Source organism: Stenotrophomonas sp. FR012 (assembly GCF_047520565.2).
GTDB lineage: Bacteria > Pseudomonadota > Gammaproteobacteria > Xanthomonadales > Xanthomonadaceae > Stenotrophomonas > Stenotrophomonas sepilia.
This window is the reverse complement of record NZ_JAXBQL020000002.1, coordinates 89,912-116,433: the sequence shown is the minus strand read 5'-3', so window position 1 is coordinate 116,433 and position 26,522 is coordinate 89,912. Positions and strand designations below refer to the sequence as shown.

Sequence of the window (26,522 nt, the reverse complement as noted above, 5' to 3'; positions counted from 1 at the left end):
CGCTGCCGTGCGGGCGTATCTCTATGCAGGACCCGAACACGCCGGCGTTACCGGCATCCACAAGGACCCTGCGATGAGCTACACCCCCGACAACGCCCAGCTGCTGAACGCCATGCAGAACGTCATGGTGATCTCCACCACCGACCTGCAGGGCAACATCACCTACGCCAACGATCTGTTCTGCACCCTCACCGGCTTCGCCCGCGAGGAACTGATCGGCCAGCCGCACAGCATCGTGCGCCACCCGGATGTGCCCAAGGCGGTCTACAAGGACATGTGGGACACCATCAAGGCCGGCAAGACCTGGACCGGCATCGTGCCCAACCTCGGCAAGGGCGGCGTGCTCTACGTGGTCGACACCACCGTGCAACCGCTGTTCGACGCCGACGGCAACATCACCTCCTACATCAGCATCCGCCGCGTGGTGAACGACCTGATGCAGAACTACGAGCTGGTCGAGTTCAGCAAGGAAAAGTTCGACGACTTCTACGAGGCCGCGTGAACGCCCTCCCGACCAGTACGCCCTTCAGCCGCCTGCTGGTGGGTTTCGCGTCCGAGTCGGGCAATGCCCGCGCCCTGGCCCAGCGCCTGGGCGCGGACCTGCAGCCGCACGCGCCGCAGGTGCTCCCTTTCAACGACATCGAGGTGGCCAGTCTCGGTCACGGCGACGTGCTGCTGGCGATTTCCAGCTCGTTCGGCGATGGCGAACCGCCGGCCAATGGCGAACAGTTCTTCGAAACACTGCGCCAGACCCCGACGCTGGCTGGGCTGCGCTATGCAGTGTTCGGCCTCGGTGACACCGGCTACCCGAGCTTCTGCGGCTTCACCAAGGCGCTGGATGCTGCACTGAGCGAGCGCCAGGCGCAGCCGCTGCTGCATCGGGTGGACGCCGACCTGGGCTACGAGCAGTTCTTCCAGCAATGGCGGCCGGTGCTCGGCCAGGTGCTGGAGGGCGACCTCAACGCTGGCCAGGACCTGCGCCTGCAGGTCACCGCCTATGGCGAAGACAATGCGTTTGCCGCCCCCATTCTCGAACGTCGCCGCCTGAACAGCAGCGACCCCGCTGCCTGGCACCTGCAGCTGGACATTGCCGGCAGTGGCATGGCCTACCGCGCAGGTGACACCCTGCACGTGGTACCCGAGAACGATCCCGCCCTGCTGCAGGCATTGGCTGCCTGGTATGGCGACACCGCGGCCGTGGCCGCCCTGCACGACCGCGAGCTGCGCCTGCTGAGCAAGGGCGTACTGCGCGAACTGGCCAGGCTCGGCGGTAGCGAGGTACTGAAGGGTCTGTTGAAGGTCAGCCAGAAGCGCGAGCTGGACGCCTACCTGCACGGCCTGGACCTGCTGGACGTGCTGCAGGACCACGCCACCCCGCACAGCGTTCCTCTGGCCAGGCTGCGCGGGCTGCTGTCACCGCGGCTGCCTCGCGCTTATTCCATCGCCTCTCACCCTTGCGACGACCAGCTGAGCCTGTGCGTGCGCGAAGTGCGCTACACCCTGCGCGACCGCGAGCGCTTCGGCACCGCCACCGGCAGCCTGCTGCACGGCGGCGACCACGCCCGGGTGTACTGCCGTTCCAACCCCGGCTTCCACCTGCCCGATACCGGCCAGGCACCGCTGCTGCTGGTCGGCACCGGCACCGGCATCGCACCCTTGATGGGCCTGATGCAGGAACTGCAGGCCAACGCCTGCGAACGTGAAGTGCACCTGGTGTTCGGCGAGAAGCACCGCCAGCACGACTACCTGTACCGCGACCAGCTGCAGGACTGGCACACGCGAGGCGTGCTGGCCGGCCTGCATACCGCGTTCTCGCGCGATGGCGCCGAAAAGGTCTATGTGCAGCATGTGCTGCAGCAGCGTGCCGCCGAAGTGCGCGATGTCCTGGCCCGCGGTGGGCACCTGTACCTGTGCGGCAACAAGAGCCACCTGGAAGGCGCGGTGCGCGAGGCCATCGATGCCATCGGTGGTGAAGGATACTGGGACACACTGCGGGGCGAAGGCCGCACCCACTGCGAGTTGTATTGATCCATGACCACCGGACCGCACGGACCTTGAACCGGTAGAGCCGGCCGCTGGCCGGCTGCTCAGGATTCCGTTGTTGCCGGCCAGCGACCGGCACTACCATCAGATGTGACCAACCAGCGCCGGTGCGTCCATCACGGGTCAATTGCCGACGATGCGGCCGTCCACCACGCGCGCCACTTGCTGACCAAACATGGCTACGTCCTGCGGGTCGTGGCTGATCAACAACAACGGGATCCCGGTCTTGTCCAGCACCGCCTCCAACTCCTGGCGCAGATGCTGCCGAAGGTCATGATCCAGTGCGGAGAACGGTTCATCCAACAGCAGCGCCTGCGGTTGCGTCACCAGCGCCCGCGCCAGTGCGGTGCGCTGGCGCTGCCCGCCGGAAATCTGCGAGGGCAGCAGATCACCCACGGTGTCGATGCGGAAGGCGTGCAACCACTGCTCCACCGCACCGAAGCGCTGGCGGTTCCGTGGATTCAACCACCCCTTCTCCAGCCCGAACGCCACGTTCTGGCGCACGCTCAGATGCGGGAACAACGCGTAATCCTGGAACACATAGCCCAGCCGGCGGCGCTGCGGCGGCAGATCCACGCCGGTGGCCGCATCGAACAGGGTCTGCCCCTGCACGCGCACATGCCCCTGGCCCGGCCGCAGCAGCCCGGCCACCGCCTTCAAGGTCAGGCTCTTGCCCGCGCCCGAGGGCCCGAACAACACCACCTGCCGCTGCGTGCACTGCAGCGATACGTCCAACACGAACTCCTGGCCGGCCGCCTGCAGGCGACGCTGCACCTGCAGGTCAAGCCACATCGCGCAGCTCCCGGCGACGCCCGCCCACCAGCCGCGCGGCCAGCAACAGGATCACGATGCAGACCACCGAGGTCAGGATCACCAGCGCATTGGCCTTGCCGTCCTGGCCGGCCTGTACCGCCTCGTAGATGGCGATCGACAACGTCTGCGTCCGGCCCGGAATGCTTCCGGCCACCATCAGCGTCGCGCCGAACTCGCCCATCGCGCGCGCAAACGCCAGCAGCAGGCCGGCGAGGATGCCGCGCCACGCCAGTGGCAGCGTGATGCGGAAAAACACCGCCACTTCGGACACACCCAGCGTGCGTGCGGCCTGCTCCAGCTGCCCGTCCACTTCCTCGAACGCCGCGCGTGCCGGCTTGAACACCAGCGGCAGCGAGGCCACCGCCGCAGCAATCACGGCCGCCTGCCAGGTGAACACCAGGTTGATGCCGAACCACGACTGCAGCCACGCACCGATCGGACCATTGCGACCGATCAACACCAGCAGGTAGTACCCCAGCACCGTCGGTGGCAGCACCATCGGCAGGGTCAGCAGCGAATCCAGCAGCTCGCGCCCGGGGAAGCGACGGCGGGCCAGCAACGCGCCCAGCGCCACGCCCAGCACCAGATTGATCGCGGTGGCCCAGCCGGCCACCTTCAGCGACAACCCCAGCGCGCTCCAGTCTAGATCCATGCGTCAGGGCTTGCCGAATCCGTGTTTGGCCAGAATCGCCTGGCCCTGCGGCGAACGCACGAAGGCAGCGAAGCGCCGTGCCCCTGCCGGCTGCGTACTGCCCCTGGTCACCGCCAGCGGATACGCGATGCGCCCGGACACCGGCACCGCGAACGCACGGCGCACCCGGTCGGGCATCGCCTGCGCGTCGGTGGCATAGACGAAACCCGCATCCACTTCACCGCGCGCCACGTAATCCAGCGACTGACGCACGTTCTGCGTGGTGATGGTCTTGCTCTGCACCGACGACCACAGGCCCGCCACTTCCAGCGCGCCCTTGGCATAGCGGCCGACCGGCACGCTGTCCGGGTTGCCCAGTGCGATGCGCTGCACACCGGCACCGGCCAGGTCCTTCAAGGTACGCGGCGCCGCCTTGGCCTGCGGCGGCACCACCACCCACAGCGCGTTCACTGCAAACACCTCGCGGGTGCCGGCCGCCAGCAGATCCTGCTGCTGGGCCTGGTCCATCGTGGTTTCGTCGGCCGAGGCGAACACATCCACCGGCGCACCGCGGCTGATCTGTTGCAGCAACACGCCGGACGCGGCGAAGTTGAAATCAACCTTGGTGCCCGGGTGTGCCTTCTCATAGGCATTGCCCAGTTCGCGGAAGCTCTCGGTCAGGCTCGATGCCGCCGAAACGGTCAGCGTGGCCGCCCAGGCCGGCACCGTGGCCAGCAGGCCCAGCAACAACAGTCCAGCTCGCTTCATCGTCGGCTCCCGGCCAGGTTCAGTTCGGATCGGATTCGTCGGCCACCGCCAGCGCGGCCAGGCGCTCGGGCTGCAGCAGCAGGATCTCACGCTGCTTCACCGCGATGATCCCATCATCGCTCAGGCGGCGCAGCACGCGGCTGGCGGTTTCCGGCGCCATCCGCAGGTAGTTGGCGATCTCGGTACGCGCCATCGTCAGGTTGAAGCGCGTGGCAGAAAAACCGCGCCGCGCGTAGCGCTCGGACATGTCCAGCAGGAATGCGGCCATGCGCTCTTCGGTACGGTGGTTGGCGGCCAGCGTGGCGACCTTGCCGATCTCCGCACTGAGCAGGCTGAACAGCTTGGCCTGCAGCCCGGGCATACGCGTGGCCAGCGAGCTCAGCTTTGGGAACGAGATGCGGCACAGATGCACCGTATCCAGCGCCACCGCATTGCAGGGGAAGCGCGAACCGTGGATCGCATTCAGGCCGATCACTTCGCCCGGCAGGCTGAAGCCCAGCACCTGCTCGTTGCCCTGGCTGTCGTCGACGAAGGTCTTGACCATGCCGGCGCGCACCGCAGCAATCGAATCAAACGACTCGCCAGCGCGGAAGATGTAGTCACCCGCATGGAACGGACCGACGTGGTCGACCAGCACGTGCAGATCGCCCAGTGCGGTCTTGTCGTAGCCCTGCGACATGCAGGCGTCGGAAAACGCGCAGGTGCTGCAGAAGTGCAGCGCGTCGCCGTCATCGGCGGCGGCGGGGTTCGGGGTGGCCTGTCCAAGGCGGCCGTGCGAAGGCGGATTCGAAGACATCTGGGCAAGACTCAAGCGATGGCGGCCGCCGGCCGGAAGCATGCGGCCATCATACGCCACAGCAGGCGCCCTTCTTCGGCCAGCCGCAGCACGCGCGCATCCCAGTGCGCCCAGCCGCGCGCCAGCAACGGTGCCAATGCTGGCAGCTGCCCGGCGAAGCATTCTTCGAACGGTTCATCGTTGCGCCATTCGAAGGCAACCGCATCGAGCGCGTGATCGCAGGCGATACTCTGCGCCACCTCGGCCGCCAGTCGCTCGTCTTCGGACAGGATCAATCCAGCAGACACGCCCATATGCCCAGCCTGCAGCCGCGCACGCCATTCGCCCAGTTCGTCCTCCAGGCGGTAGAACACCTCGCCGATCTGGCTGCAGGCGGACAGCCCAAGCCCGATGAAATCGCTGCGGTCGCGGCGTGGCACGCCGGCCAGGTCACAATGACGCTGGCCATCGCCCGGGCCATGCGGGATCGGCAGGTCGCCGCGCTGGTAGTGGTCAGCACCGATCGGTTCGTAGCCGGCTGCGCGCAGCAGGCGCCAACTCTGCAGCCATCGTGCCGCCGAGGGATGGTCTGGCAGCGCGCAAGGCGCCGGCAGCAGGATGCGCTCGGGCGCTTCGGCCAGCACCTCATGCAGTCGTTCGATGAAGCCGGTATCCGCGCTGCCGGGCACCCGCAACTGGTAGTATCGCGCGGTAAAGCCCACCTGTCGCGCATGCGCCAGCAGCGTCGGCCCGGGTGCATCGGCGCGATCAATCACGTTCAGGCGGGTGCAGCCCACCGCACGCAGTTGTGCCGGCGCCAGCGCGCTGCCCGCGTCCAGCCGCACCTCCACCTGTGGCCGCGCCACGGTGCGCAAGTACTGCGGCACGGCATCCAGCAGCTGGCCCAGCTGTGGTGGCGGCAGCGTCTCGGCCAGCCCCAACTGCAGCACCATTGCCACCACCTCGCGATCTTCAGCCAGCGCGCCGGCCTGCAGGCGCAGCGCCAGCAGCAGGGTGTCCAGATACGCCTGCGGTGGCACGTCGCGCCCGCCACGACCCGCCTGGAAGCCGAGCGTCAAACCACGCGGGATCAGGTGCTCGTTGCTGGCGCGCACGGCGGCGCGCCACCCGCTTTCGCCAAAGCCGGTACTGAACTGGTCAGCCGGCGGAAACAGCACGTGCCGTGGCTGCCGCAGCAATGCCGCCTGCAGCGCAGTGTCCTCGCTCTCGTCAACGTGGAAGCTCATGGCAGACATCTTCGGGCGTTCCTCTTCGCGTGGCCCTGATTGAAATCAAGCGTGGCGAATCTGATGGTTCCTGCCGGCCAGCGGCCGGTACTACCCTTTCACCCACCACTCGGTCGTGCCGGCCGCTGGCCGGCAGCACCCTTCACCCGCCGCGCACCCGCTCGGCGGCGGCCGCGTCGATGGCTTCGGGCAGGTCGGTTTCGCGGTCGATCTGCGGGAAGTGGCGACGTTCCATGCGGCGGATCGCGAAATGCATCCACGCCAGTGCAGCCGCCACCAGCACGAACAGCAGCATGAAGCAGCTGCTCCAGATGCCCACCGCATCGTTCAACGCGCCAAACACGATCGGCAGGACGAAGCCACCCAGGCCGCCGATCATGCCGACCACGCCGCCCACCGCGCCCACATGCCTGGGGTAATACACCGGAATGTGCTTGTAGACCGCGGCCTTGCCCAGCGACATGAAGAAGCCCAGCACGAACACCAGCACGGTGAACATCACCACGCCGATGGCCAGATGGAAATGGAGCGGGCCGTGGATACCCTTCACCACATACTCGGTATCCGGGTAGGCCAGCAGGAAGGTGCAGATGGCCGACACGCCGAAGGTCCAGTACATCACCCGGCGCGCGCCCATCCGGTCCGACATCCAGCCACCGACCACGCGGAACAGGCTGGCCGGGATCGAATAGCACGCCGCCAGCATGCCGGCGTGGCCCACGTCCATGCCATAGGCGCCAACCAGGTAGTGCGGCAGCCACAACGCCAGCGCCACGAAGCCGCCGAAGACGAAGAAGTAGTACAGCGAGAACCGCCATACCTGCAGGTTCTTCAGTGGTGCCATCTGCTCGGCGAACGGCACCGGCTTCACGCCTTCGCGGCGGCGCTGTTCCAGAGACGGGTCTTCCTTGCTGAAGAGGAAGAACAGCACCGCAGTGACCGCCAGCGCGACGGCCCAGACCTTGGCAACCATGGTCCAGCCGGCCGCCACCATCACCAGCGGCGCCAGCAGCTTGGTCACCGCCGAACCGATGTTGCCGGCACCGAAGATGCCCAGCGCAGTGCCCTGCTTGCTGGCCGGGAACCACTTCGAGACGTAGGCCACGCCCACCGAGAAGTTGCCGCCGGCGATACCCACGCACAGCGCGGCAACCAGGAACTGGCTGTAGGTCTGTGCGTAGGTCAGCATCCAGGTAGCGACTGCACCACACAGCATCACCAGCACCATCACCTTGCGGCCACCGAACTGGTCGGACCAGATGCCGAGGAAGACGCGGCTGACCGAGCCGGTCAGCACCGGCGTGGCGATCAACAGACCGAACTGGGTGTCATTCAAACCGAGCTGTTGACTGATCTGGATACCAATGATCGAGAAGATCATCCACACCGCAAAGCACACGGTGAAGGCGAACGTGCTCAGCCACAGCGCACGTTGCTGCTGCCCGGCACTGGCGGGGGCAAGGGCCTGGTTCATGAATTTTCCTCGTTCAAAGGGGTTCAGCCGATATCCGCTTCGGCTTCGATCTCATCCAGCCCGCGCACCGGGTAGCGTTCCTGCAACTGCAGCAGGTAGGCCTGCACCTCGCGCTGCCGCACCTGCAACTCCAGGTAGTCACGCAGCTGCGGCAGCACGGCCTCGAACGGCTGCGGCTGGCCTTCCTCGCGGGCATCGACGCAGACCACGTGGTAGCCCCAGCGCGATTCCACCGGGAAACCGGCCAGGCCTTCGCGCAGGCGGAACACCTGTCGGTCGAACTCCGGCGTGGTCTGCCCACGCTGCAGCCAGCCCAGGTCACCGCCTTCGCTGCTGGACGGGCAGCGTGAATGACGCAGGGCGAAATCGGCGAACAGGTGCGGCGACTCCTTCAGCAGTCCGAGCAGCCGCTCGCCCTCGGTGCGTGCAGCGAAGCGCCCGGCCACGTCGTCGGCCGGTGCGGCCAGCAGGATATGGCGCAGGCGCACACGGTCGGGGGAGCGGAAGCGCTCCGGGTTCTGCTCGAAGTAGCGCCGGCAGTCTTCATCGGTCGGCACGCGGTCTTCGATCGCGTCTTCCAGCAGCTGCTGGATCAGCACTTCCTCGTCACTTACCCGGTTACCCTCCGGCGCCTGCAGGCCCAGCCGCTGCGCTTCCAGGCGCAGCAGTTCGCGCACCACCAGTGCGCGTGCCGCTTCGGCACGTGACTGTTGCGGGCGCATCGCCCGGTGGTGCTGCATCTCGCGGGCGATGTCGGCCTCGCTGATCGCGGTCTCGTCCACGAACAGCCGGCACGGTGCCGGCTGCCCGAGCGAACGCGGCCCCTGCGCCGCCGCGTCATGGTGGTGCGAATGCGCCTCGGCGGGAACCGGTGCGGCGGAGTCGATCACGGTAATCGGCAGGAATTTCGGCAGGCTGCGCATGGTTTACTCCCGCGGCCCATAGCGCAGCGTGGCCTGACGGCGGCGCACCACCTGGTAGGGCCGCCACAGGTAACTGATCGGAATGCTCCATACGTGCACCAGGCGGGTGAACGGCGCGATCAGGAACAGGGTCAGGCCCAGGAAGATATGCATCTTGTAGACCCAGCTGACGCCCTCGATGTAATCAGCGGCACCGGCACGGAAGGTCACGATGTGCTGCGCCCACTCGGCCAGCTGCACCATCACCCCACCGTCCAGGTGACCGGACGAGACGCGGATGCTGTACAGGCCCAGGCACAGCTGCGCGAACAGCAGCACCAGCACCAGGGTGTCACCGAAGCTGCCGGTAGCCCGAACACGCGCATTGAACAGGCGGCGTACCAGCAGGATGCTGATGCCGATGAAGCACAGTGCGCCGAACACACCACCGACCACCATCGCCAGCATCTGCTTCTGCGAGGAGGTGATGAAGTGCTCGTACACCGCGTGCGGCGTCAGCAGCCCGACCAGGTGGCCGCCGAGGATGGCCAGGATACCGATGTGGAAGCAGTTGCTGCCGAGCCGCATGCCCTTGTCCGACAGCATCTGACTGGAGCCGGTGCGCCAGGTGTACATGGCCTTGTCATAGCGGGCCCAGCTGCCGATCAGCAGCACTGCCACGGCGATGTACGGGTAGTACTGGAAGGTGAATTGATGCAGGGAGTAACTCATGGCTGGACCTCACGATGCGAAGGACGGGCCGGCGAACGCACGGGCGGCTTGCAGTCTTCGGCAGGGGCTTCGGCGCCGAAGCGCACCGCCTCCTCCTCCCACAAGCGGTCCATGGCCTCGGCGGTATCGTCGCGGACTTCCTCGCTGGCACGCTGGCGCAGCGCCTGCAGATCGGCCTTGCCGTCACCGGCTTCGACCAGGATCTCGAACAGCACCCGGTGCGGCAGCTCACGCTCGGCGGCACGCGCGGCCAGCATGCCGGCGATATGGCCGATGTGGTGCAGCCACTCGCGGGCCTCGCTACCGGGGCGGTGGGCCAGGAACTCCAGCAGCAACGGCAGGTAATCCGGCAGCTCGCGGGCATCCAGTTCGAAGCCGTTGCGGCGGTAGGTTTCGACCAGATCGACCATGGCCTGGCCGCGGTCGCGCGACTCGCCATGGATGTGTTCGAAAAGCAACAGGCTCATCGAACGGCCGCGGTCGAAACTGGCCAGCCACGCCGCCTGTGCATCCAGCGCATCGGTGGCCAGCAGCTGCTGCACGAAGCTGCGCAGCTGCTGGCGGCGGGCGGGGTTCAGCGCCGGGTCGTCACAGGCGGCGAGCAGCTCCTCGCCGTGCTCCCACAGTTCCTCGCGGGGGTAGTCCAGCAACACCCCGACCAGCTTGAGCACGCTCATCACACCACCTCCTTGCGGCGCTGGTTCGGGCCTTTGTCCACCACGAAGGTGGTGGTCTTGCGCTGCCCGAACAGGTCCGCCGGGCTGTCACCATTGCAGCCGTTTCCGAAGCTGAAGCCGCAGCCGCCGCGCTCACCGAAGGCGTCGTTGGCGTACTCGCGGTGGCCGGTCGGAATCACGAAACGGTCCTCGTAGTTGGCAATGGCCAGATAGCGGTACATCTCTTCCACCTGGGCGATGCTCAGCCCGGTCTGTTCCAGCACGGCGGTGTCTTCCACGCCGTCCACGTTCTTGGCCCGGCGCCAGGCACGCATCGCCATCAGCCGCTCCAGCGCGCGTACCACCGGCGCCTCGTCACCGGCCGTCAGCAGGTTGGCCAAATAGCGCATCGGGATGCGCAGCGACGCCACGTCCGGCAGCTCGCCGCTCATGCCCACGCGGCCACGCTCGGCGGCGGACTGGATCGGCGACAGCGGCGGCACATACCAGACCATCGGCAGCGTGCGGTATTCCGGGTGCAGCGGCAGCGCCAGCTTCCAGTCGATCGCCAGCTTGTACACCGGCGACTGCTTGGCCGCATCCAGCCAGCTGTCCGGGATGCCTTCCTTGCGCGCGGCGGCGATCACTGCCGGATCGTTCGGGTCCAGGAAGATGTCCAGGTGGGCCTGGTACAGGTCCTTCTCGGCGGCTACCGAAGCGGCCTCGGCGATGCGGTCGGCGTCGTACAGCATCACGCCCAGGTAGCGGATGCGGCCCACGCAGGTTTCCGAGCACACGGTTGGCTCACCCATCTCGATGCGCGGGTAGCAGAAGATGCACTTCTCCGACTTGCCGCTCTTCCAGTTGTAGTAGATCTTCTTGTACGGGCACGCCGACACGCACATGCGCCAGCCGCGGCACTTGTCCTGGTCGATCAGCACGATGCCGTCTTCCTCGCGCTTGTAGATCGCGCCCGAGGGGCACGCCGAGACGCACGCCGGGTTCAGGCAGTGCTCGCACAGGCGCGGCAGGTACATCATGAAGGTCTTTTCGAAGGCGCCGTAGATCTCCTTCTGCACCTGGTCGAAGTTGTAGTCGCGTGAGCGCTTGCTGAACTCCGAACCGAGGATCTCCTCCCAGTTCGGGCCCCACTCGATCTTCTGCATGCGCTCGCCACTGATCAGCGAACGCGGGCGTGCGGTGGGCTGGTGCTGGCTGTCCTTGGCGGTGTGCAGGTTCTGGTAGTCGAAATCGAACGGCTCGTAGTAGTCGTCGATCTGCGGCAGGTCCGGGTTGGCGAAGATCTTGGCCAGCATGCGCCAGCGGCCACCTGCGCGTGGCACCAGCTTGCCGGCGCGGCTGCGCACCCAGCCGCCGTTCCACTTGTCCTGGTTCTCCCATTCCTTCGGGTAGCCGATGCCCGGCTTGGTTTCCACGTTGTTGAACCAGGCGTACTCGACGCCCTCGCGCGAGGTCCAGACGTTCTTGCAGGTGATCGAGCAGGTATGGCAGCCGATGCACTTGTCCAGGTTCAGCACCATCGCGATCTGTGCACGGACCTTCATCACACCACCTCCTTTACAGCTGCAGGTACTGCCTCATCGTCCAGCCAATCGATCTTGTCCATCTTTCGCACGATCACGAACTCGTCGCGGTTGGTTCCGCAGGTGCCGTAGTAGTTGAAGCCATAGGCCATCTGCGCGTAGCCGCCGATCATGTGGGTCGGCTTGAGCACGATGCGGGTCACCGAGTTGTGGATGCCGCCGCGGGTGCCGGAAATCTCCGAGCCCGGCACGTTGATGATGCGTTCCTGCGCGTGGTACATCATCGCCATGCCCGGCATCACGCGCTGGCTGACCACCGCACGCGCGGCGATCGCACCGTTGACGTTGAACAGCTCGATCCAGTCGTTGTCGACGATGCCGGCACTGCGCGCGTCGTCCTCGCTGATCCACACGATCGGACCACCGCGCGACAGCGTCTGCATGATCAGGTTGTCGCTGTAGGTGCTGTGGATGCCCCACTTCTGGTGCGGGGTGATCCAGTTCAGCACGATCTCCTTGTTGCCGTTCGGGCGCTGGTTCAGCAGCGGCTCCACCGTGCGCGTGTTGACGGGCGGGCGATAGCTCATGAAGGCCTCGCCGAAGTCGATCATCCATTCGTGGTCCTGGTAGAACTGCTGGCGACCGGTCACCGTGCGCCACGGAATCAGCTCGTGCACGTTGGTATAGCCGGCGTTGTAGCTGACGTTGTCGTCTTCCAGTCCCGACCAGATCGGCGAAGAGATGATCTTGCGCGGCTGCGCCTGGATGTCACGGAAGCGGATCGCCTCGTGCTCCTTGCCCACCGCCAGATGCGTATGCTCGCGACCGGTGAAGGCGCCCAGCGATTCCCAGGCCTTCACCGCCACGTGGCCGTTGGTTTCCGGCGCCAGGTGCAGGATTACTTCGGCCGCGTCGATCGCGGTCGAGATGGCCGGGCGCCCCTGGCTTATGCCTTCTTCGTGCACGGTGTGGTTCAACTTGCCGAGGAACTCGACCTCGTGCTTCGTGTCCCAGCTCATGCCCTTGCCGCCGTTGCCCTGCGTGTCCAGCAGTGGGCCGAGCGAGGTGAACTTGCGGTACAGGTTCGGGTAGTCACGCTCCACCACCGTCATCGACGGCATGGTCTGGCCCGGAATGGCCTCGCACTCGCCCTTCTTCCAGTCGGCTACGCCGAACGGCATGCCCAGCTCGTTGGGGGTGTCGTGCAGGGTCGGCACCAGCACCAGGTCCTTCTCCACGCCCAGCACGCCCGGCGCCATCTCGCTCACGGTGCGGGCCACCTCCTTGAAGATGTCCCAGTCGCTGCGCGATTCCCACGCAGGGTCCACCGCCTTGGACAGCGGGTGGATGAACGGGTGCATGTCCGAGGTGTTGAGGTCGTCCTTCTCGTACCAGGTTGCCGTCGGCAGCACGATGTCCGAGTACAGCGCGGTGGTGCACATGCGGAAGTCGAGCGTGACCAGCAGGTCCAGCTTGCCTTCCGGCGCCTCGTCGCGCCACTTCACCTCCTGCGGCTTCACTGCGCCCATTTCGCCCAGGTCCTTGCCCTGCAGCCCGTGGCGCGTACCCAGCAGGTGCCGCAGCATGTACTCGTGGCCCTTGCCCGAGGAACCGAGCAGGTTCGAGCGCCAGATGAACATCATGCGCGGGTGGTTCTGACTGGCGTCCGGGTCGGCGAAGGCGAAGTCCAGCGAGCCATCCTTGAACTTGCCCAGCGCGTAGTCCGCCGGGGCCACGCCGGCCGCTTCGGCCTCGCGCACCAGCTGCAGCGGGTTGCGGTCCAGCTGCGGGGTGCTCGGCAGCCAGCCCATGCGCACCGCGCGCAGGTTCAGGTCAGCCAGGCTGCCGCTGTACTTGCGGGCATCGGCCAGCGGCGACAGCAGCTCGTCCACCTGCAGCTTCTCGTAACGCCACTGCCCGGTGTTGAAATAGAAGAACGAGGTGCCGTTCATGTGGCGCGGCGGCTTGCTCCAGTCCAGGCCGAACGCGAGCGGCTGCCAGCCGGTCTGCGGGCGCAGCTTCTCCTGGCCCACGTAATGCGCCCAGCCGCCGCCGGTCTGGCCCACGCAACCACACATGATCAGCATGTTGATCAGGCCGCGGTAGTTCATGTCGTTGTGGAACCAGTGGTTCATGCCCGCGCCGACGATGATCATCGAGCGGCCGTGGGTCTTGTCGGCGGTACGCGCGAACTCGCGGGCGATCTCGATCACCTCGGCGCGCGACACGCCGGTGATGCGCTCCTGCCACGCCGGCGTGCCCGGCACCCTGTCATCGAAGCTCGATGCCACGTTGCCGCCGCCAAAGCCACGGTCCACGCCGTACTGGGCCAGCAGCAGATCGTAGACCGTGGCCACCAGCGTCTCGCCGCCGTCGACCGTGGCCAGGCGGCGCACCGGAATGTTGCGGTCCAGTACGTCTTCGGCCGGTGCGGCGGTCCAGCCGTCGCTTTCAATGCCACCGAAGTACGGGAAGCTCACCGCCTCGATGCCGTCATTGGCGTCGGACAAGCTCAGGCGCAGGCGCGTGTCGGCGCCATTGCTGGCCTTCTCTTCGATGTTCCAGCGGCCCTTTTCACCCCAGCGGAAACCGATCGAGCCATTGGGTACCACGATCTGGCCGCTGTTCTCGTCGTAGGCCAGGGTCTTCCAGTCCGGGTTGTTGGCTTCACCCAGCCCGCCCAGCTCACTGGCGCGCAGGAAGCGGCCCGCCACCAGGCGGCCATCGTCGCGGCGCTCCAGGCGCACCAGCATCGGCATGTCCGAGTACTGGCGGCAGTAGTCCTGGAAATACTGCGAGGGCGAATCGACATGGAACTCACGCAGGATCACATGGCCGAACGCAAACGCCAGCGCCGCGTCGGTGCCCTGCTTGGGGTGCAGCCAGTGGTCGGTCAGCTTGGCCAGCTCGGAATAGTCCGGGCAGATCGCCACCGTCTTGGTGCCGTTGTAGCGCGCCTCGGTGAAGAAGTGCGCATCGGGCGTACGCGTCTGCGGCACGTTCGAGCCCCAGGCGATGATGTAGCGGCTGTTGTACCAGTCGGCCGATTCGGGCACGTCGGTCTGCTCGCCCCAGATCTGCGGCGAGGCCGGCGGCAGATCGCAGTACCAGTCGTAGAACGACAGGCAGGCGCCGCCCAGCAGCGACAGGTAACGCGCGCCGGCGGCGTAGGACACCATCGACATCGCCGGAATCGGCGAGAAGCCGACCACGCGGTCCGGGCCGTACTGCTTCACCGTGTACAGATTGGAAGCGGCGATGATCTCGTTGGCCTCTTCCCACTGCAGCCGCACGAAGCCGCCCATGCCGCGGCGGGTCTTGTACGAACGCGCCTTCTCCTTGTCTTCAACAATGCTGGCCCAGGCATCGACCGGGGCCTTGCTCCTGCGCGCTTCGCGCCACAGGCGCAGCAGCGTGCCGCGGATCAGCGGGTACTTCAGCCGGTTGGCACTGTACAGGTACCAGGAGTAGCTGGCGCCACGCGGGCAGCCACGCGGTTCATGGTTGGGCAGGTCCGGACGCGTGCGCGGGTAATCGGTCTGCTGGGTTTCCCAGGTGACCAGGCCGTTCTTGACGTAGATCTTCCAGCTGCAGGAGCCGGTGCAGTTCACCCCATGGGTGGACCGCACGATCTTGTCGTACTGCCAGCGGGCGCGGTAACTGTTTTCCCAGTCGCGGCCCTCGCTCTTGGCAAATCCATGGCCATCGGCAAAGGTCTGGGGGTCACGCTTGAAGAACTGCAAGCGATCGAGGAAATAACTCATCGGGGATCTCCCTTTGCGGACATCGGCATCGTGGCTGTGTGTGTCATCTGGCTGCGGTGCGTTTTCATGTCGTCAGCAGGGTGTCTCGGCACCGCGCCGGTAGTACCACCACCAGGTCACGGCCAGGCAGGTGACATAGAAAACAACGAATCCGTACAGCGCCATGTCGGGGCTGCCGGTCAACGTAATGGACGAGCCGTAGCTCTTGGGAATGAAGAAACCGCCGTAGGCGCCGATCGCACCGGAAAAGCCGACCACCGCAGCCGACTCGATGCTGGCCTGGTGCGCGGCGGTAGCCTTGCCCTCGGCGTTGTCGTTGGCCGACCAGCGCTCATGCAGCGTGCGGAAGATCACCGGGATCATGCGGAAGGTCGTGCCGTTGCCGATGCCACTGAGCACGAACAGCGCCATGAAGCTGAGCAGGAAGCCATGGAAGTTGCCGCCCTGGCCATCGCTGGGCAGGAAGTGCAACACACCGAACACCGCGGCGATCATCAGCGCGAACACCCAGAAGGTCAGGCGTGCGCCACCCCAGCGGTCGGCCATGCTGCCACCCACCGAGCGCATCAGTGCGCCCAGCAGCGGGCCGATGAAGGCGTAGGCCAGCGGGTTCACGTCCGGGAACTGGCTCTTCACCAGCATCGGGAAGCCGGCCGAGAAACCGATGTAGGAACCGAAGGTACCGATGTACAACCAGCACATCAGCCAGTTGTGCTTGCGGCGGAAGATCACCGCCTGCTCGGAGAACGACGAGCGGGCGCTGGTCAGGTCGTTCATGCCGAACCAGGCCGCGATGGCGCACAGCGCGATGGCCGGCACCCAGATGAAGCCGGCGTTCTGCAGGAACAGCGGTGCCCCACCCTCCACCGTGGGCTGCGGTGCACCACCCAGCGCACCGAACACGCCTACGGTGATGACCAGCGGGATCACCGCCTGCGCCACCGACACGCCCACATTGCCCAGGCCAGCGTTCAGGCCCAGCGCCAGGCCCTGCTTCTGCTTGGGATAGAAGAAGGAGATGTTGGACATCGACGATGAGAAGTTCGCGCCACCGAAGCCGCACAGGATCGCGATGGCCACGAACACCCAGTACGGCGTGGCCGGGTCCTGCACCGCAAAGCCGAGCCAGAGCGTCGGCGCCAGCAGCGAGGCGGTCGACAGCGCGGTCCAGCGGCGGCCGCCGAAGATCGGGATCACGAACGAATAGAAGATGCGCAGGGTCGCGCCGGACAGGCTGGGCAGCGCCACCAGCCAGAACAGCTGGTCGGTGCTGAAGTTGAAGCCGATCTTCGGCAGGCTGATCGACACCGCCGAGAACAGCACCCAGACCGAGAAGGCCAGCAGCAGCGAGGGGATGGAGATGACCAGGTTGCGGGTGGCAACCCGCTTGCCGGTGCGCTCCCAATAGCCGGGGTCCTCCGGCGTCCAGTCGCTGATGACGCGACCCGGACGGGCAGTGCTGCGGACAACAGGATCGCTACCGACGGTCATACATGGCTCCAAGGCTGTGGAATGACGTGGGTATTGCTTTCAAGTTGTGACCCGTCGTCGTGCAGCCATTAGGCCGTGCGGCAACTACGACGGGGTTGATCTGGATCAATCAGGGGCCGGTTTTCACCCTGCCCCTGACAAATGTCAAACCGATGAAGCGGTATTGCGGCGCGTGACTCCGCGCTGGCGCACGCTGTCGCGCACGTCCACATCGAACTGCAGCTGAAGCCGGCTGCCATCTTCCAGGGCAATGTCGAATGGCAGGCCATCCCGGCACGGCAGCCGCGCCGCCAAGGCCTCAACCGCCGGGCGCGGCAGCACCAGGCGGCAGAAGGTGCCACCATCGAGCAGCACCGGCCGCTCGCCGCCATGCAGCGACACCGCCATGCCCCAGCCCTCGATACCGCCGAAGCGGGTCATGTTCTCGACCGATTCACCGGCCAGCAGGCGCGCCAGTTCGGCCTCGTCCAGGCGAAGCCGTACCGATTGGTCCTGCAACTGCACTTTCATGACGCAACATCCTCCCATTGTTCGGGGGTATTGCAGTTGACCAGCCCGGCCTCGTCAACCGGCGCCAGGGCCACGGAATTCACGCCAAGACGGCGCTGCAGGGCCTGCAGCGAGCGCGGGCCGTCCGGGTCATCCAGCATCGATCCAAGTACGTTGCGGCAAGCATCGTCTATATCCACCAGCATGGGCAGGGGGTGGCCCGCAAAGATCGTGCATGGACCGCGATGGCCGTCACGCAATTGCTGTAGCAATCGCGGCGGCAGCAGCGGTGTATCCACCGGCACCACCCAGGCCGGGCCATCGGGCATGCGCATCGCCACGCTGTAGAGCCCGCCCAGCGGCCCGCAACGTGCCAGGCGGTCCGGTATGCCGCCGAACGCCGGGTAATTTCCGCTGACCCAGACCTCGCGTGCGCCAGCCTGCATCAACAGGCCCCGCATGTGTTCCAGCAGCGTGCGCCCCTGCCACGGCAGCAGCGCCTTGTCGCGGCCCATCCGGGTGGACAGGCCACCGGCCAGCACGATGCCGGTGATGCTCATCGCAGTAGAGCCACGCCATGCGTGGCTGCGCCGGCATCAATGTTGATGATCGTGCGCATGGTCGTGGGCATGTGCAGGTTCACTGTCCGCGTGGCAGAGGCTGCAGCCCTCGCTCCACGCGCTGTCGCCGTCTTCGTAATGTTCCTGCTTCCAGATCGGGCACTGATGCTTGACCACCTCGATCAATTGCCGGCAGGCGCGGAACGCCTCGTCACGGTGCGGGCTGCCGGCGGCCACCACCACCGCCACATCGCCGATGCCGAGCCGGCCCTTGGCATGGGCCACATACAGCTTCAGCTTCGGGCCAAACGTCGCCTCGACCTCGGCGGCCAACCGCTTGAACTCGTTCAACACCAGCGGCTCGAACAGGTCGTAGGTGATCCCGGTCACCGGCCGGCCGATGTTGACGTCGCGCACCTTGCCGATGAACACATCGATGCCGCCGAAGCCCGGATCGGAGACCGCCGCGATGCCTTCGGCCGGATCGATCGCCGCCTGCGCGCGGTCCACCACCTTGGCAATGATCGTCTCGCTCATCGCTCAGCCCCCGCTCACCGGCGGCAGGATCGCCACCCGGCCATCGTCGGGCAGCGCCTCGTCGTCGCGCAGCACGCGTTGCTGATCGGCGAATGCCGAGTAATCCAGCAGGCCGGCACGGAAACCCGGCCAACGCAGTGGCAGCAGCTCGCGCAGCGCCTGGCGCAGATCGGCCACGGTGCCACCGGCCACCTCCACCGCGATTTCACGGCTGGCATCCAGATCGGAAAACGCACCGAACAACTGCAGATTCACCTGTTTCATCATGACTCCTGGCTCACCAGCTGCACCGGTTCGTGGTGACCCCAGCCCTGCACCCGCACATAGGTGCCCGCGCTGGCCAGGTCTCCCTCGGACTCCAACACCACCCAGGCGTTGGCCTGCAGCATGGACATCAAACGGAATGATTCCTGCCCGGACAGCACGCGCGCACTCAGGCGCCCCTGCGCGTCCACTTCCACCCGCGCCCGCGCATGGAAACGCAGGCCCGGCGGCGTGCGCACGTCGGCCTGCAGCGGCAGCGTCAGCACCGGCTCCGGCGCCAGCCCCAGCAGGCGGCGCAGCACCGGCTCGACGAAGAAACGCTGGCCCACGGCCGCCGAGACCGGGTTGCCCGGCAGACCGAGATACAGCGCGCCATTGGGCAGCACCGCAAACAGCAACGGCTTGCCGGGGCGGATCGCCACCTTGTGGAACACGATGCGCGCACCCCGTCCGCGCAGCGCGTCGGGAACGAAATCGTACCGGCCGGCCGACACCGCGCCGGTGCTGATCAACAGCTGCGCACCCGCAGCCAGCGCTTCATCCAGCACCGCATTGAAGGCGGCCACGTCGTCGCCCACCGTGCCCTGCCACACCACCTCGGCACCGGCGGCCTGCAGGCGGCCGACCAGGTATGGCCGGTTGCTGTCACGGATCTGGCCGGATTCCAGCGTCTGCGCCGCCTCGGTCACCAACTCCTTGCCGGTAGCGATCACTGCCGCCTTCGGCCGCGCCACCACCGCCACCTCGCCCACGCCGATCGCATGCAGCAGGGTGCGCGCGTTGATATCCAGCACCTGCCCGGCCTGCAGCACGCGCTCGCCGTCGCTTACATCCTCGCCACGCAGGCGCACGTTCTGGCCCGGCTTCACCAATGCCTTCAGGGCAATGCGGGTCGGGCGGCCGTCCTCGCTGGCGAGGATCTCCACATTCTCGACCGGCACCACCGTGTCCAGCCCAACCGGCATGCGTGCCCCGGTCATGATTTCCCAGGCACCCTCGCCGCCTTCGGCGCCAGCATCGCCGGCCGCCTGCCAGCCCTGCACCGCGAACTCGGTACCGGCCTCGAACGTCGCGCCGTCGGCGCGCAGCGCGAAGCCGTCCATCGCCGAATTGTCGAACGGCGGCAGCGACTGCGCGCTGTGGATGTCACGGGCCAGAGTGCGGCCGCCGGCCTCATGCAGCGGCAGATGTTCAGCCGGCAGCGGCATGGCCGCGTCCAGCAGGTGCTGCAAGGCTTCGCTATAGGCAATCATCAGTGGCCACCACCCTCGACCATTGCCAGTGCGTGGCCCAGTACCGGCGCCAGGATGTCCAGGCACTGCGCCGCCGCCTTCGGGCTGCCCGGCAATGCAAACACCAGCATGTTGCCCAGCTGCACCACCTCGGCGCGGCTCAGCCAGGCCATCGGCGTGTGCTGTGCACTCAGTGCACGCACCATCTGCGCCAGGCCATGCACCGGCCGCGCGTTCAAGGAACGCAACGCCTCCGGGGTCAGGTCTCGCGGGCCCAGCCCGGTCCCGCCGGTACACAGGCACAGGCGCACGCCCTCGGCGGCCAAGGCCTGCAGGCGGCCCGCCAACGGCTCGATGCCATCGGGCAGTACCTCGGCGGCTACCACCTCGCCCCCCAGTTTTTCCACGCCAGACACCAGGGTCGGGCCGGACACATCTTCATAGGTGCCGTCGCTGGCGCGATCGCTCAGCGTGATCACCGCGCAGGCCGCGCCCTCCAGGCCCTTCGGCGCACGCGGTTTGAAACGCTCACGCTCGGCCTCGTCCATGCCGTCCGGGTGCAGCCAGACACCACGCTTGCCGCCTTCCTTGAACAGCAGGCGGATGCCTTCGATGCGCAGCGCCGGTTCCACCGGCTTGCTCAGGTCGTACAGGGTCAGCAGCGCCGCGTTGACGCCGGCCAGTGCCTCCATCTCCACGCCGGTGCGGGCCTCGCTGGCGCACTCGCACCACACGCGGATCGCCTGCCGCTCCGGCACCGGCGCGCAGAACACCTGCACCAGTTCCAGCGGCAGCGGATGGCATAACGGCATCAGCATCGACGCCATCTTGGCGCCCTGCAGGCCGGCAATCTCGGCCATCACCAGCGCATCGCCTTTGGGCAGGCGGCGCTCGACGATCAGCGGATACGCCACTGGACCGGCATGCAACTCGCCCACCGCCACCGCACGGCGGCGGGTGATGCGCTTGTCACGGACATCGGCCATATGGAAGGCCGCATTCAATTCCCCACTCATCGTGTTGCTCATCCTCCGATGGAGGCCAGGTGCGGGGTCAGCCCGGTCTGGCCCTGGTGCAGTCCATGCCCGGCCGCTTTCAGGCCAAGCTGGGTGGTGATGCGTGCCAGCAGCGCGTCGCGGTCCTCGTCGCGCTGCAGCAGCGGGCGCAGCGGAACGCCGAACTCGCCAAACAGGCACAGCCGCAGGTCGCCCCTGGCGGTCACCCGCAGGCGGTTGCAGCCCTTGCAGAAGTCACGCGAATACGGCGCGATGATGCCGATGCTGCCGCGATGGTCGGGGTGGCCGAACTCGCGCGCCGGGCCGGCATCGGCCGCGCGCGGGCGCTCGTGCCAGCCCGCGGCCAGCAGCTGCTCGATCACCACGTCGGCGCGCAGGTGGTGGCGCTGGAAATAAGCTTCGTTGTCGCCGGTGCGCATCAGCTCGATGAAGCGCACGCTGAAGGGGCGGTCGCGCAGGTAGTCCATCCACTGCGGCAGCTCGTCGTCGTTCAGGCCGCGCAGCAGCACCGCGTTGAGCTTGATCGCCGGTAGGCCCAACGCCTGCGCCAGCGCCAGGCCCTGCTGGATCTCCGGCAGGCGGTCATGGCCGGTGATGGTCTTGAAGCGTTCGCGCTGCAGGCTGTCCATGCTCACGTTCAGCGCAGTCAGGCCCGCCCGGTGCCAGCCCGGCAGGCGCCGCGGCAGCAGCGTGCCGTTGGTAGTGATGGCCACCTTGCGGATGCCCGGCACCGCCGCCACGGTGGCGATGATCTCGTCCAGGTCCTTGCGCAGGCTGGGCTCACCGCCGGTCAGGCGGATCTTGCTCATGCCCAGCGCGGCAAACGCACGCACCAGCCTTGCGATTTCATCCACCTGCAGGAAGCGCGGGCGGCCATCGGCCTGGTAACCGTCGGGCAGGCAGTAGCTGCAACGGAAGTTGCAGGCTTCGGTCAACGACAGGCGCAGGTACGGAAAGCTGCGTCCGAAACCGTCGGTGAGTTGGCTCATGGCTGGTCCACCTTGTTGCTCCACCGTCTTGCCTGTGCCCGGAACGGCCCGGATACCCTCGCCTGCTGGAACGATTGCCAGAGTACGCGGCCTTCAGTTCCATCGGCATGACTTAAATCAATCGCGTTCGGCCCCGCGCGGAAGGCGTTGTGGCAGCATGCGGCTTTCCGTGCAGCGGGCGTGTGACAACCCTCATGATGATGAACGATTTCCAGCAACTGCTGCACGCCGCCGGCGAGCAGGCTGAACCGCAACGCCTGCTGTTCGTATTCGTGCGCGCCGAGCTGCCCGAATCGCCCACCAGCGACCAGCGCGACCGGCATGACCGCCGCGAGGGCGGCACCCTGTCGCCGGTGCTGTGCGTGGACAAGCTGCCGGCCGAGGTGCCCAGCTTCCAGGCGCTGGCGGCCGAATCGACCACCACCGGCATCGACTGGGACCTGGTGTTCGTAGCGGCGCTGGATGGCCGTGGCGGTTTCGCGCCGAACAGCGACGAAGCCGCGCGCCCGTTGCAGCTGATGGTCAACGCCATCCATGACGGTCAGATCGGCCGCTTCGCCGCCTTCGACCGTGGCGGCGAGCCCGTTCAGTTCTATTGAGCCACCAGCTGCAGGGTCAGGAAGAAGATCACCAGCACGGTGTTCAGCCCCCAGGCCACGGTCAGCCCGCGCGCCGCCACGCCCAGGTTGGGGTTGTGCGCGGTGGGCGCCGCCCGCCAGACCGCCGGGATGATCCAGCCGGTATAGAGCAGCAGCACGGCAAATACCCCCAGCAGCAGCGGGGTGCGCTGGTTGGCCAGCGCCCAGAGGGCCACCGCCCACAGAATGTTGCTGGGAATGACGCCCTGCAGCCAGAACACACTCCACAGGCGGGAACGGCCTTGGGTGTCGGGGGTGGGGTGCAGCGAAGCGGTGGCGGTCATAAGTCTCCTTCTGTTTAGGAAACGTGCTGAACAAGCCTGCGCTTGGTGGCTGGGAACGTCAACCCGAGTCGCACGTCACGCTTTGGCGCCTGTAGACGCGGGCCATGCTCGACACAGGTCGCTCCCCGCAGAGCCTGTCGTCATCGCCCCTCCCCCTTTGTTCCCTAACGCCCCCCAACCTCGACATCTGTCGCAGATTGCACGGTGCGGGCGGACCGCCGCGCCAGCCAGCGCTGGCAGTGCTTAACAGCATGGGAGAATGCCGAAAGCGTCTCCAATCGAGTGATGTTTGCAACTCTTCTGATTGGCATTGCACAGCGCCAGGGGCTCAGATGGCGTGCCACCGGAAAAGGGTGGCCGGGCTTCGAACACCCGAGTTGATGTTGATGTATGCGCTTGCCAGCCGGCGCCACCTCAGCGTGGCGCCGGCTGGCAATCCGTCTGCCGGCTATGGCGGGCGGTGCGTGGGGGCCTTCGGGCCCGCCGGACTGACATCAACCCGGTGTTCGAACCACGTACCGTCCGCCACTTTTATGAGTGGCGGCTGCCGATTGCCCTGCACGGAGCCTTGCCATGAACGAATCGGACTTCCCGCCTCTGCACGCCTACCGCAGCACCGCCGGCGACGACGGTTCGCCACAAGCCGCGCCGCCAGTGGACAGGAACACCTTCATTGCCAACCTCCACCGCATCGGCTCCGGTGCGGCGGCCGACGGGCAACCCTGGCCGGAGCGTCACCAGCTGCCCGGTCGCTGCCTGGCCCTCGCCGATGCCGATTGCGCGCTGAGCGGGTTGCGGGTGGTGCTGGAAATGCTGCTGGCGGCGGAGCGCACCCGGCAGAACGGCGAACCCGGGCAGTACGTGGGCGACCGGGTGATGGAGGGGTTGGTCATGGCTTGCCAGTCGCTGTGCGCCCAGGCGGTGGGGCGGTTGCAGCCCGAAGGGTGAATGTCATGTGCAACGCCCTTCAGCGAGAACCGCCTTCCACCCGACATGCCAGCGGCGTAGCGCCCTTCGCCGAGGGAATCGCGAGTACATTCCAGCGCTCGGCCAAGGTGCGTTCGACGCGGAAAGAAAATGACCGTGCCTCGGCGGGCATCTTCCCTTCAGAGAAGCCGATGGCTATCTCGAAGCGATCCAATCCGAAGTTCCCCGCCTCCAGTCCAGAGCCATCTTCCCGCTTCACTCCGACGTAGACGACAGGGCGCTTCACGTCCACCTTTGCTCTGGCAAGCTGGCGATCCAATTCAGCGCTGCCATCGAAGTACTGCATTCCTTCGTCCTTGGCGATAGAGCTGAGGGTCTGCTTGAACCGATTCACGCCCTCTTGGTCATGCACGCAGAACTGGATCATCTTGAAGGGCCGCTTTCCTACAGCCCATGCGCCGCCAGAGAATCCAAGTCCGACTCCAATCAGAAGTAGTGCTGTCAGGATCCTCACCATCATCAAGGCCCCAGTTTGCAGAGTGTGGCGGACAACGTCGCCGCAGGGCCAAAAATCATGACCCCAAGCACATCTCCGCTCGTTCTTCACAGACCGCTTCCCCTGGATGAGGGAGACCTTGTCGGGGGTGAGGAATCTGGGCACGGAATATCCTTCAGGACACTGCACCCGCCATCGGCAGATGCTCGATCCGCCATGTCCTGGCGTAGATGAGAATTACGCTTCCGGTCGAGGTAGTCTCGATACGGAAACACTTCAGGCCGGACAACGGATAGCCGACCGCCTTCCAACGATCAAGAAGATGAGCAAGCCCCGGCTCGTCGTCCTCGACCCTGGCGAACTCTATTCCCTCCTCCCCCAGTACGCCGAAGTTCATGAGCGCCGAGCACCCGTAGGCTTCCGAGAAGCAGACGGTTGCCTGCCGGCCGTCCGGCCAGCGCACGTGGACCTTTACCTCGTCGCATACGCCAGGTTTGCTCCTATCAATGTTGATGGCCAGCAACGTGGCGTCACACCATTCGAGGGAGTTGAAATCTTGGTTCATCTACTGGAATCCACCAGATGCATACCACGGTGGTGCGACCTCGTCCGCCCCTTCCTCTCTCTCACCACTCCTGAAGCTCCCCAAGGTTGAGATCCCGAGCATAGGAGCGCCGACTACTGATCAGCACCGGCTTGGATGCGAACCTCCGGCCGTCCGTGCATTCAACGGCGAATTGGTAGCTCTGGGGTTCCGGACCTGCAACGACCATCATGGGGACCGAGAATGTGCTTCCAACCGGTTTCGACGAAACTACACCTTCGCCCTCCCCGAGCATGCTCAGCTCACAATCCAGAGCGCGAACGTCACCCTGACCTGGCGGCACGCTTCCCGAGACGCGCACGATCATATCGCCACCCAATGTTGCACAGCCGGCCAGAACCAGACCGGCCATGACAGCTGCGGCACACCTCACCTTTGGCATCCTCGGATCCTCAGTACGCACTGCGACGTCTCACGCATACAACCATTCAGGTACGCATCAACCTCATCAATAGATACCCGCCATGATACGAAGGTAGTCGTCGAGCGAATCCACCCGCCGATTGACTGCAATACCCCGTTCTTTCGCGAGCGATTGAAGCTCGAATATTAAAACTCCATATCCCGAGTCCCAGCCATCAGCTTCACCAGGCGACAGTTCCTTCGAAAATCGATCTCCAGGACGGAGCTTCCCGGAGGGCAAACGAAGCTCGTCTGCAACATGCTCCAGCAGCTCCACTACGGTTTCCTGATCCAGGCCACTGTCCGCATAGTATTGGTCATAGAAGCCAGTTGGCGACAGCGCCTCTCTTTCTCTCATTTTTTCTTTCATTTCTATTCGCCTCCATCCACCGCCTGCGCTGCAGCCGCAATAGAGCATGGAGCCGACATCCCAGATCCCCTCCCATACAGTCGTCATCACGGCCACGCGCCCCAGGACCTGCCGGAACCTGCGATGCTCTGACAGCGCCTTCCCATTCGCGAACATGGCCAGTGGCGAGGTCGATGTGACCCATGCCCGACCTCGACGCTCGGCCGGAAAGTAGCGAATCAGGCACCGGGAAAGGACATCGCAAAGTGCCAGCCACGCATTTCGCTTCCCAGGCGAGACCGCCCAGCCACTTATAGCGCTATTCCGCTGTAAACAAGGCCCAGCTCTTCATCGCGCATGACCCAGCGACCAACATCACCCTCCGGGCACAGATAGAACTTCCCGGAGTAGCTTGATGCTCGTGACCACGCGCTGCGGGCAAACTGAGGAAATCTCCGCATGACTCGCGCGCCAAACAGCTCCGGCCTGCTCACCAGCCTACATTCTTCGGGCAAAGTAAGAACCCCGCTGGTCAGGTGGAAAACCAGCCACGATTCATTTGTGTCAATGTCGTGCGACTCGCGTATATTGACTGCATCTTCTGGCAACCATGAAGGCAACCATTTGGATTCACCGATTGCTTGCCTTGAGACGGCTTGATTGCGGTCTGCATACTCGGTGCTGGCAACTTCCATGCAACCAGAAAGTGCGATTGACAGCGTCACGATTGGGAGCAGCTTGGGGGCGTACATCTGAGGCATCCGAGTCATCAGCAAGGGAAGTTTCCACCGGGTCGATAGCTCCCGCACATCTGCGAGCAACTCCGCGTACGGCTCATTTGTCCAGATGATCGTCCGAGGCGGTTTGCCAGCTGATCCGCAGCGGAGTCAGCGGT

Annotated in this window: 28 protein-coding genes; 4 read left to right on the top strand and 24 right to left on the bottom strand. The window is 65.9% G+C overall.

The annotated features are described in order from the left end of the window. Positions 1 to 73: 73 nt before the first annotated feature. Both ACM0O9_RS04640 and ACM0O9_RS04635 read left to right on the top strand, forming a co-directional pair. Positions 74 to 502, top strand: coding sequence for a PAS domain-containing protein (locus ACM0O9_RS04640; protein ID WP_005416824.1), 429 nt, complete (start codon positions 74 to 76; stop codon positions 500 to 502). Then, positions 499 to 2,028 carry a flavodoxin domain-containing protein gene (locus tag ACM0O9_RS04635; RefSeq protein ID WP_188247550.1) on the top strand — a complete coding sequence of 510 codons (1,530 nt, stop codon included), beginning with the start codon at positions 499 to 501 and terminating at the stop codon, positions 2,026 to 2,028. Before ACM0O9_RS04640 ends, ACM0O9_RS04635 begins: the two co-directional genes overlap by 4 nt. Before the next feature lie 138 nt (positions 2,029 to 2,166). Here ACM0O9_RS04635 and ACM0O9_RS04630 read toward each other — a convergent pair whose 3' ends face one another. The 19 genes from ACM0O9_RS04630 to moaA form a co-directional block, all read right to left on the bottom strand. After that, on the bottom strand, positions 2,167 to 2,835 hold the full coding sequence (locus ACM0O9_RS04630; RefSeq protein ID WP_065177658.1) for a sulfate/molybdate ABC transporter ATP-binding protein: 669 nt from the start codon (positions 2,833 to 2,835) through the stop codon (positions 2,167 to 2,169). Beyond that, complete coding sequence (modB, locus tag ACM0O9_RS04625) at positions 2,825 to 3,508, bottom strand: molybdate ABC transporter permease subunit (protein WP_065196410.1); 684 nt, start codon at positions 3,506 to 3,508, stop codon at positions 2,825 to 2,827. The genes ACM0O9_RS04630 and modB overlap by 11 nt, the downstream gene beginning before the upstream one ends. Before the next feature lie 3 nt (positions 3,509 to 3,511). Then, positions 3,512 to 4,255, bottom strand: a complete 744-nt coding sequence (gene modA / locus ACM0O9_RS04620) for a molybdate ABC transporter substrate-binding protein (RefSeq protein ID WP_235649230.1) — start codon at positions 4,253 to 4,255, stop codon at positions 3,512 to 3,514. A 19-nt stretch (positions 4,256 to 4,274) separates the two neighbouring features. Continuing rightward, positions 4,275 to 5,051: a helix-turn-helix domain-containing protein gene (locus ACM0O9_RS04615; RefSeq protein ID WP_005416832.1), complete on the bottom strand. Its 777-nt coding sequence runs from the start codon at positions 5,049 to 5,051 to the stop codon at positions 4,275 to 4,277. Positions 5,052 to 5,062: 11 nt separating this feature from the next. Beyond that, the gene (locus ACM0O9_RS04610) at positions 5,063 to 6,277 is read right to left on the bottom strand and encodes an oxygen-independent coproporphyrinogen III oxidase (RefSeq protein WP_414604037.1); all 1,215 of its coding nucleotides are present in this window, start codon (positions 6,275 to 6,277) and stop codon (positions 5,063 to 5,065) included. 142 nt (positions 6,278 to 6,419) lie between these two features. Beyond that, complete coding sequence (locus ACM0O9_RS04605) at positions 6,420 to 7,751, bottom strand: MFS transporter (RefSeq protein ID WP_005416836.1); 1,332 nt, start codon at positions 7,749 to 7,751, stop codon at positions 6,420 to 6,422. Positions 7,752 to 7,774: 23 nt separating this feature from the next. Next, the gene (locus tag ACM0O9_RS04600; protein ID WP_065185686.1) at positions 7,775 to 8,674 is read right to left on the bottom strand and encodes a peptidylprolyl isomerase; all 900 of its coding nucleotides are present in this window, start codon (positions 8,672 to 8,674) and stop codon (positions 7,775 to 7,777) included. 3 nt (positions 8,675 to 8,677) lie between these two features. Further along, on the bottom strand, positions 8,678 to 9,385 hold the full coding sequence (gene narI, locus ACM0O9_RS04595; protein WP_235649232.1) for a respiratory nitrate reductase subunit gamma: 708 nt from the start codon (positions 9,383 to 9,385) through the stop codon (positions 8,678 to 8,680). Next, positions 9,382 to 10,062: a nitrate reductase molybdenum cofactor assembly chaperone gene (gene narJ / locus ACM0O9_RS04590; RefSeq protein ID WP_005416842.1), complete on the bottom strand. Its 681-nt coding sequence runs from the start codon at positions 10,060 to 10,062 to the stop codon at positions 9,382 to 9,384. The genes narI and narJ overlap by 4 nt, the downstream gene beginning before the upstream one ends. Further along, the gene (gene narH / locus ACM0O9_RS04585) at positions 10,062 to 11,606 is read right to left on the bottom strand and encodes a nitrate reductase subunit beta (RefSeq protein ID WP_065177652.1); all 1,545 of its coding nucleotides are present in this window, start codon (positions 11,604 to 11,606) and stop codon (positions 10,062 to 10,064) included. The genes narJ and narH overlap by 1 nt, the downstream gene beginning before the upstream one ends. Continuing rightward, on the bottom strand, positions 11,606 to 15,349 hold the full coding sequence (locus ACM0O9_RS04580) for a nitrate reductase subunit alpha (RefSeq protein WP_414604038.1): 3,744 nt from the start codon (positions 15,347 to 15,349) through the stop codon (positions 11,606 to 11,608). Before ACM0O9_RS04580 ends, narH begins: the two co-directional genes overlap by 1 nt. Positions 15,350 to 15,421: 72 nt before the next feature. Beyond that, positions 15,422 to 16,840 carry a NarK family nitrate/nitrite MFS transporter gene (locus ACM0O9_RS04575; protein ID WP_053499738.1) on the bottom strand — a complete coding sequence of 473 codons (1,419 nt, stop codon included), beginning with the start codon at positions 16,838 to 16,840 and terminating at the stop codon, positions 15,422 to 15,424. Positions 16,841 to 16,984: 144 nt separating this feature from the next. Beyond that, positions 16,985 to 17,350, bottom strand: coding sequence for a hypothetical protein (locus ACM0O9_RS04570; protein ID WP_053499740.1), 366 nt, complete (start codon positions 17,348 to 17,350; stop codon positions 16,985 to 16,987). Further along, on the bottom strand, positions 17,347 to 17,889 hold the full coding sequence (gene mobA, locus ACM0O9_RS04565; RefSeq protein ID WP_065177648.1) for a molybdenum cofactor guanylyltransferase: 543 nt from the start codon (positions 17,887 to 17,889) through the stop codon (positions 17,347 to 17,349). The genes ACM0O9_RS04570 and mobA overlap by 4 nt, the downstream gene beginning before the upstream one ends. A 36-nt stretch (positions 17,890 to 17,925) precedes the next feature. Continuing rightward, positions 17,926 to 18,426: a molybdenum cofactor biosynthesis protein MoaE gene (locus ACM0O9_RS04560; RefSeq protein ID WP_005416853.1), complete on the bottom strand. Its 501-nt coding sequence runs from the start codon at positions 18,424 to 18,426 to the stop codon at positions 17,926 to 17,928. 3 nt (positions 18,427 to 18,429) lie between these two features. Continuing rightward, the gene (locus ACM0O9_RS04555) at positions 18,430 to 18,690 is read right to left on the bottom strand and encodes a MoaD/ThiS family protein (protein WP_111128615.1); all 261 of its coding nucleotides are present in this window, start codon (positions 18,688 to 18,690) and stop codon (positions 18,430 to 18,432) included. Next, positions 18,690 to 19,943: a molybdopterin molybdotransferase MoeA gene (locus tag ACM0O9_RS04550; RefSeq protein WP_164229625.1), complete on the bottom strand. Its 1,254-nt coding sequence runs from the start codon at positions 19,941 to 19,943 to the stop codon at positions 18,690 to 18,692. Before ACM0O9_RS04550 ends, ACM0O9_RS04555 begins: the two co-directional genes overlap by 1 nt. Then, positions 19,943 to 20,938 carry a bifunctional molybdenum cofactor biosynthesis protein MoaC/MoaB gene (gene moaCB, locus ACM0O9_RS04545; RefSeq protein ID WP_065185689.1) on the bottom strand — a complete coding sequence of 332 codons (996 nt, stop codon included), beginning with the start codon at positions 20,936 to 20,938 and terminating at the stop codon, positions 19,943 to 19,945. The genes ACM0O9_RS04550 and moaCB overlap by 1 nt, the downstream gene beginning before the upstream one ends. 8 nt (positions 20,939 to 20,946) lie before the next feature. Further along, a complete protein-coding gene (gene moaA, locus ACM0O9_RS04540) occupies positions 20,947 to 21,927 on the bottom strand; it encodes a GTP 3',8-cyclase MoaA (protein WP_065185690.1) in 981 nt (326 codons plus the stop codon). Between the two features lie 194 nt (positions 21,928 to 22,121). Here moaA and ACM0O9_RS04535 point away from each other — a divergent pair, with 194 nt between their 5' ends. Next, on the top strand, positions 22,122 to 22,526 hold the full coding sequence (locus ACM0O9_RS04535) for a ribonucleotide reductase subunit alpha (protein ID WP_065185691.1): 405 nt from the start codon (positions 22,122 to 22,124) through the stop codon (positions 22,524 to 22,526). Here ACM0O9_RS04535 and ACM0O9_RS04530 read toward each other — a convergent pair. Next, the gene (locus tag ACM0O9_RS04530) at positions 22,520 to 22,849 is read right to left on the bottom strand and encodes a hypothetical protein (protein ID WP_019659894.1); all 330 of its coding nucleotides are present in this window, start codon (positions 22,847 to 22,849) and stop codon (positions 22,520 to 22,522) included. The two genes, ACM0O9_RS04535 and ACM0O9_RS04530, sit on opposite strands and share 7 nt — an antisense overlap. A 573-nt stretch (positions 22,850 to 23,422) precedes the next feature. On the opposite strand from ACM0O9_RS04530, the gene ACM0O9_RS04525 reads away from it, so the two are divergent. Further along, positions 23,423 to 23,797, top strand: a complete 375-nt coding sequence (locus ACM0O9_RS04525; RefSeq protein WP_235649233.1) for a hypothetical protein — start codon at positions 23,423 to 23,425, stop codon at positions 23,795 to 23,797. Between the two features lie 19 nt (positions 23,798 to 23,816). Here the strand turns inward: ACM0O9_RS04525 and ACM0O9_RS04520 are convergent, their stop codons facing one another. The 4 genes from ACM0O9_RS04520 to ACM0O9_RS04505 all read right to left on the bottom strand — a co-directional run bounded on the left by ACM0O9_RS04520 (position 23,817) and on the right by ACM0O9_RS04505 (position 26,379). Beyond that, positions 23,817 to 24,296, bottom strand: coding sequence for a hypothetical protein (locus ACM0O9_RS04520; protein ID WP_235649234.1), 480 nt, complete (start codon positions 24,294 to 24,296; stop codon positions 23,817 to 23,819). 151 nt (positions 24,297 to 24,447) lie between these two features. Continuing rightward, positions 24,448 to 24,837: a hypothetical protein gene (locus ACM0O9_RS04515; RefSeq protein ID WP_065185693.1), complete on the bottom strand. Its 390-nt coding sequence runs from the start codon at positions 24,835 to 24,837 to the stop codon at positions 24,448 to 24,450. 487 nt (positions 24,838 to 25,324) lie between these two features. Then, positions 25,325 to 25,735 (bottom strand): hypothetical protein, encoded by a 411-nt coding sequence (locus ACM0O9_RS04510; protein WP_235652616.1) that lies wholly within the window; start codon positions 25,733 to 25,735, stop codon positions 25,325 to 25,327. Between the two features lie 203 nt (positions 25,736 to 25,938). After that, positions 25,939 to 26,379 carry a YbbD-related protein gene (locus ACM0O9_RS04505; RefSeq protein WP_235649235.1) on the bottom strand — a complete coding sequence of 147 codons (441 nt, stop codon included), beginning with the start codon at positions 26,377 to 26,379 and terminating at the stop codon, positions 25,939 to 25,941. Between the last annotated feature and the right edge of the window lie 143 nt (positions 26,380 to 26,522).

Excerpts from the sequence above, each read along its gene's own strand:
- moaA (WP_065185690.1), bottom strand. The coding sequence starts at position 21,927 with ATGAGCCAACTCACCGACGGTTTCGGACGCAGCTTTCCGTACCTGCGC.
- ACM0O9_RS04615 (WP_005416832.1), bottom strand. The coding sequence starts at position 5,051 with ATGTCTTCGAATCCGCCTTCGCACGGCCGCCTTGGACAGGCCACCCCG.
- narJ (WP_005416842.1), bottom strand. The coding sequence starts at position 10,062 with ATGAGCGTGCTCAAGCTGGTCGGGGTGTTGCTGGACTACCCCCGCGAG.
- ACM0O9_RS04610 (WP_414604037.1), bottom strand. The coding sequence starts at position 6,277 with ATGAGCTTCCACGTTGACGAGAGCGAGGACACTGCGCTGCAGGCGGCA.
- modB (WP_065196410.1), bottom strand. The coding sequence starts at position 3,508 with ATGGATCTAGACTGGAGCGCGCTGGGGTTGTCGCTGAAGGTGGCCGGC.
- narH (WP_065177652.1), bottom strand. The coding sequence starts at position 11,606 with ATGAAGGTCCGTGCACAGATCGCGATGGTGCTGAACCTGGACAAGTGC.
- ACM0O9_RS04515 (WP_065185693.1), bottom strand. The coding sequence starts at position 24,837 with ATGAACCAAGATTTCAACTCCCTCGAATGGTGTGACGCCACGTTGCTG.
- ACM0O9_RS04630 (WP_065177658.1), bottom strand. The coding sequence starts at position 2,835 with ATGTGGCTTGACCTGCAGGTGCAGCGTCGCCTGCAGGCGGCCGGCCAG.
- narI (WP_235649232.1), bottom strand. The coding sequence starts at position 9,385 with ATGAGTTACTCCCTGCATCAATTCACCTTCCAGTACTACCCGTACATC.
- ACM0O9_RS04525 (WP_235649233.1), top strand. The coding sequence starts at position 23,423 with ATGAACGAATCGGACTTCCCGCCTCTGCACGCCTACCGCAGCACCGCC.
- ACM0O9_RS04600 (WP_065185686.1), bottom strand. The coding sequence starts at position 8,674 with ATGCGCAGCCTGCCGAAATTCCTGCCGATTACCGTGATCGACTCCGCC.
- mobA (WP_065177648.1), bottom strand. The coding sequence starts at position 17,889 with ATGAGCATCACCGGCATCGTGCTGGCCGGTGGCCTGTCCACCCGGATG.
- ACM0O9_RS04575 (WP_053499738.1), bottom strand. The coding sequence starts at position 16,840 with ATGACCGTCGGTAGCGATCCTGTTGTCCGCAGCACTGCCCGTCCGGGT.
- moaCB (WP_065185689.1), bottom strand. The coding sequence starts at position 20,938 with ATGAGTGGGGAATTGAATGCGGCCTTCCATATGGCCGATGTCCGTGAC.
- ACM0O9_RS04605 (WP_005416836.1), bottom strand. The coding sequence starts at position 7,751 with ATGAACCAGGCCCTTGCCCCCGCCAGTGCCGGGCAGCAGCAACGTGCG.
- ACM0O9_RS04555 (WP_111128615.1), bottom strand. The coding sequence starts at position 18,690 with ATGAAACAGGTGAATCTGCAGTTGTTCGGTGCGTTTTCCGATCTGGAT.
- ACM0O9_RS04640 (WP_005416824.1), top strand. The coding sequence starts at position 74 with ATGAGCTACACCCCCGACAACGCCCAGCTGCTGAACGCCATGCAGAAC.
- ACM0O9_RS04510 (WP_235652616.1), bottom strand. The coding sequence starts at position 25,735 with ATGACGACTGTATGGGAGGGGATCTGGGATGTCGGCTCCATGCTCTAT.
- ACM0O9_RS04550 (WP_164229625.1), bottom strand. The coding sequence starts at position 19,943 with ATGATTGCCTATAGCGAAGCCTTGCAGCACCTGCTGGACGCGGCCATG.
- ACM0O9_RS04560 (WP_005416853.1), bottom strand. The coding sequence starts at position 18,426 with ATGAGCGAGACGATCATTGCCAAGGTGGTGGACCGCGCGCAGGCGGCG.
- ACM0O9_RS04505 (WP_235649235.1), bottom strand. The coding sequence starts at position 26,379 with ATGTACGCCCCCAAGCTGCTCCCAATCGTGACGCTGTCAATCGCACTT.
- modA (WP_235649230.1), bottom strand. The coding sequence starts at position 4,255 with ATGAAGCGAGCTGGACTGTTGTTGCTGGGCCTGCTGGCCACGGTGCCG.
- ACM0O9_RS04535 (WP_065185691.1), top strand. The coding sequence starts at position 22,122 with ATGATGATGAACGATTTCCAGCAACTGCTGCACGCCGCCGGCGAGCAG.
- ACM0O9_RS04520 (WP_235649234.1), bottom strand. The coding sequence starts at position 24,296 with ATGATGGTGAGGATCCTGACAGCACTACTTCTGATTGGAGTCGGACTT.
- ACM0O9_RS04530 (WP_019659894.1), bottom strand. The coding sequence starts at position 22,849 with ATGACCGCCACCGCTTCGCTGCACCCCACCCCCGACACCCAAGGCCGT.
- ACM0O9_RS04580 (WP_414604038.1), bottom strand. The coding sequence starts at position 15,349 with ATGAGTTATTTCCTCGATCGCTTGCAGTTCTTCAAGCGTGACCCCCAG.
- ACM0O9_RS04570 (WP_053499740.1), bottom strand. The coding sequence starts at position 17,350 with ATGAAAGTGCAGTTGCAGGACCAATCGGTACGGCTTCGCCTGGACGAG.